Here is a 3944-nt window from a genome sequence, read left to right as displayed (position 1 = left end):
CCCGCTCGGCCCGGTCGGCGGCGGCGTCGCGTTCGGCGTACGCGGCGCGGGCCTGCTGCCGTTCGCGGGCCGCTGCCGCGGTCGCGTCCTCGGTCTCGCGGCGGGCCTCGTCGCGTTCGGCGTGCGCGGCCGCCACCTGCGCGGACGTCTCCGCGCGCAGCTCGGCGAGCTGCCGTTCCACACCGGCCGGGGACAGCTCGGCGTGCAGCGCCTCGGTGAGGGTCTCGACGATCTGGTCGAGCCGGTCCACCGCCTCCCAGGTGCGCGCCACCTGCCCGGGCAGGCCGGGGGAGTTGCGGTGACGCATCCGCGAGTTGCGCGCGGCCCGCTGGCAGGCGCCGTCGTTGTCCCGGCAGTAGCGGAACGGGCGGCCCGCGCCGACGCGCTGCGGCACGTCGCGTCCGCAGTGGGCGCAGGGTCGGGTGTCGGTGGCGGGCTCGGCGTCCATCGGGGGCGAAGTCTATCCGGCGGCGTCGGCGCGGGCCGCGCCGTCGAGGGTGTAGCGGCGCTGCAACAGCACCGCTACCACCATCACGGCGGCGGGCAGCAGCCCGAAGCCGTAGCGAAGCGCGTCCAGCGCGGCCGGGGACTGGGTCACGGTCTGCCCGGCGGTCGAGGCCACGAACCCGCCGACGGCCAGGCACAGCGCGTACGCGTACGGGCCGAGCGCCGCGCCGGTGGCCTCGGTGGCGGTCCACACCCCGGTGTACGTGCCGGCCCGCTCGGCGCCGCCGCCCGCGCGGATCACGTCGGGCAGCATCGAGAACGGCAGCAACTGCATGCCGGCGAACGCCACCCCGAGCACCGCCACGGCGGCCACCAGCACCGGCAGTCCGGCGGGACGGCCGATCGCCAGCACCAGCGACCCGGCGGCGAACGCGGCCTGCGCGGCGAGCAGGGCGCGTTGCTTGCCGATCCGCCGCGCCACCGTCAGCCAGACCGGGGTCACCAGCAGCGCGGGCGCGACGAACGCGGCCACGAGCACTGTGGTGAGTCCGGGGCGGCCCAGCTCGTACTCGGCGTAGTAGGGCACGCCGGCCAGCACGAGGTGGGTGGTGGTGGACATGGCCAGGTACGCGCCGACCAGCCAGCGGAACTGCCGGTCCCGCAAACTCGCGGCCAGCGCCCGCCACCCGCCCGGACCGTGCGGCGGGGCCGTGTCGGCGGCGGTACGGCGCAGCCGGCCGATCCCGGCGACGCCGACCAGCATCGCGGCGAGCATCCCGGCCGCCAGCACCACGCCCATCAGCAGGTAACCGTCGCGGGTGGCGTCGTCGCCGCCGGCCAGCAGCGGCGCGAGCAGCCCGGAGACCAGGATGCCGAGCGTCAGCACCACCATCCGGAACGCCATCAGCCGGGTCCGCTCGTGGTAGCCGATCCGCAGATCGGCAGGGGTGGCCAGGTAGGGCACCTGGTACGCGGCGAACAGCAGGTTGCCGGCGACGAAGAACACCGCCACCCAGCCGGCCGCGGCGGCGCCGGTGAGGCCGCCGGGCACGGCGAACAGCGCGGCGAACGCCAGCGGCAGCGCGCACCCGGCCAGCAGCAGCCGTCGGCGGTGACCCCGGCGGGCCTGCTCGACGTCGCAGAGGTGCCCGATCCACGGGTGCAGCAGCACGTCGGCGATCTTCGGCAGCAGCAGGGTGAGCCCGGCCAGCCACGGGGCGACCGCCAGCACGTCGGTCAGGAAGTAGAGCAGCAGCAGCCCGGGCACTGTCACCCAGACGCCCATGCCGAGTGAGCCGGTGGCGAACCCGGCGAGCGGGCCGCGTGGCAGGGTGAGCGCGTCGGAGCGCTGATCCAGCCCGGTCATCGCGGCCTCCTGTCCTCGGGGCACGCCGCCCCCAATCCAACGGTTGCTGGATTGTAGGGGGAACCAATGGCCGGATGACCATGCCTCGCCCGCCGGCCCGGTCGGCCCCGCCGCGACGACCAGCGCCCGACCCGTGACCTGGTGCTCGCCGCCGCCACCGCGTTGTTCGCCGAGCGGGGCTTCGACGCGGTCAGCGTCCGCGACGTCGCCGCCGCGGCCGGGGTGGACGCCGCCACCGTGGTGCACCACACCGGCACCAAGGCGCAGCTCTACGACGCCTGCTTCGCCCGGGTGTTCAGCGCCGAGCGGGAGGTCATCGAGGCAGCCGGGGAGCGCGCCCGGGCGGCCCTGTCCGCCGGGCCGCACGACGCGCTGCGCGCGCTGCACGACCTGCTGGACGTGTTCGTCGACTTCCTGGAGGACCGGCCGGAGACCACCGCGTTGTGGCTGCGCCGCTGGCTGGAGCCGCAGCGGCACGGCGAGCTGGACCGCCGCTACGCCGCGCCGCTGTACGGGCTGGTCGAGGAGCTGCTCGTCGCGGCGGCCGAGGCGGGCGCGCTGACCGAGCCGACGCCGCACGTGACGGTGCGTTCCCTGGTCTGGACGGTGCACGGGCACGTGGTGGCCCTGGCGGCGGGCACCGGCTCGGGCGCGCGCGAGCGGCGGGAGTTCCGGGCGTTCGTGCACCGCTTCCTCGACGCGCTGTACGGCGGCGCCCGGCCTTGACGCCGGCCCGCGCTCCGGGGATTATCCATCGGTCGTTGGATTAAGGAGGCGGGTATGGCCACACCGAGGGTCGCTGTCGTCGGCGCCGGAGCCGCCGGACTGGCCACGCTCAAGGCGCTCGCCGACGCCGGCATCCCGGCCGTCGCGTTCGAGGCGGCCGACACGCTCGGCGGCCTCTGGGTGTACGGCGCACCCGGCTCGCCCGCGTACCGGACGCTGCACCTGAACACCAGCAAGGGGCGCACCGAGTTCGCCGACCACCCGATGCCCGCCGACTGGCCCGACTACCCCGACCACACCCGCGTCGCCGGCTACCTCGCCGACTACGCCGACCGGTTCGGCCTGCGCGAGGCAGTACGGCTGCGCCACACCGTCGAGCGGGTCACCCGCACCGGCGACGGCTGGCGGGTACGCGCCACCGGCCCGGACGGCCCGGTCGCTGTCGACGTCGAGGCGGTGGTGGTCGCCAACGGGCACAACCGGGTGCCGAAGCGGCCCGAGCCGTACCCGGGCGAGTGCGCCGCCGAGCAGATGCACAGCCACGACTACCGAGGGCCGGAACAGCTCGCCGGGCGGCGGGTCCTCGTCGTCGGTGGCGGCAACTCCGCCATGGACATCGCCGTCGACGCCTCGTACGCCGCCGCACGCACGCTGCTGTCGCTGCGCCGCGGCGTCTGGGTGGTGCCGAAGTACCTGCTCGGCCGCCCGTCGGACACGCTCAACGGCGCGCTGGCCCGCCGGCTGCCGTGGCGGCTGCGGCAGCGGATCAGCCAGACCATGATCACCACAGCGGTGGGGCCACCCACCCGGTACGGGCTGCCCGCACCGGCGCACGGCTTCCTCCAGGACCACCCGACGCTGTCCGACGCGCTGCTGTCCCGCCTCACCCACGGCGACATCCAGGCCCGGCCCGGCATCGCCCGCTTCGACGGCGACCGGGTCGAGTTCACCGACGGCCGCCACGACGAGGTCGACCTGGTCGTCTGGTGCACCGGCTACCGCGTCGAGATGCCGTTCCTCGACCCGGCGCTGCTCGGCGACGGCCCCGACCGGCTGCCGCTGTACCGGCACGTGTTCCACCTGGACGCCCCCGGGCTGGCGTTCGTCGGGCTGATGCAGTCCACCGGCGCCGCGTTCCCCCTGGTCGAGGCGCAGGCCCGGCTGGTCGCCGCACGCCTGGGCCGGCACCTGGGTGCCACCGGACGCGGCCCGGCAGGCCGCCGCCTGCCGCGACGAGCTGCGCGCCGCCACCGCCCGGTGGGGGCAACGCCGACCGCACATGCGCGTCGACTTCGACGTCTACCTGGCCGAACTGGGCCGCGAACTGGCGGCCGGCCGGCGTCGCGCCGGAGCGGCACGATGAACGCCCCGGGACGGCCCCCGGCCGAGGACGCTCAGCGGACCG

The 3944-nt window shown here is 75.9% G+C and carries 3 protein-coding genes and 1 pseudogene; 2 read left to right on the top strand and 2 right to left on the bottom strand.

The window, feature by feature from the left end:
* A pseudogene (locus MCBG_RS04455) lies at positions 1–448 on the bottom strand (hypothetical protein); the annotation flags it as partial.
* A gap of 12 nt (positions 449–460) precedes the next feature.
* The gene (locus MCBG_RS04450) at positions 461–1813 is read right to left on the bottom strand and encodes an MFS transporter (RefSeq protein ID WP_043324092.1); all 1353 of its coding nucleotides are present in this window, start codon (positions 1811–1813) and stop codon (positions 461–463) included.
* Positions 1814–1954: 141 nt separating this feature from the next.
* On the opposite strand from MCBG_RS04450, the gene MCBG_RS04445 reads away from it, so the two are divergent.
* A complete protein-coding gene (locus tag MCBG_RS04445; protein ID WP_223201068.1) occupies positions 1955–2539 on the top strand; it encodes a TetR/AcrR family transcriptional regulator in 585 nt (194 codons plus the stop codon).
* A 54-nt stretch (positions 2540–2593) separates the two neighbouring features.
* Positions 2594–3944: flavin-containing monooxygenase (locus MCBG_RS04440; RefSeq protein ID WP_223201067.1), on the top strand; the 1351-nt coding region annotated here is incomplete at its 3' end.

The organism is Micromonospora sp. M42 (assembly GCF_000568915.1).
GTDB classification, from domain to species: Bacteria; Actinomycetota; Actinomycetes; order Mycobacteriales; family Micromonosporaceae; genus Micromonospora; species Micromonospora chalcea.
The sequence above is the reverse complement of the archived record's forward strand: the minus strand, read 5'-3'. Positions and strand labels throughout refer to the sequence as shown.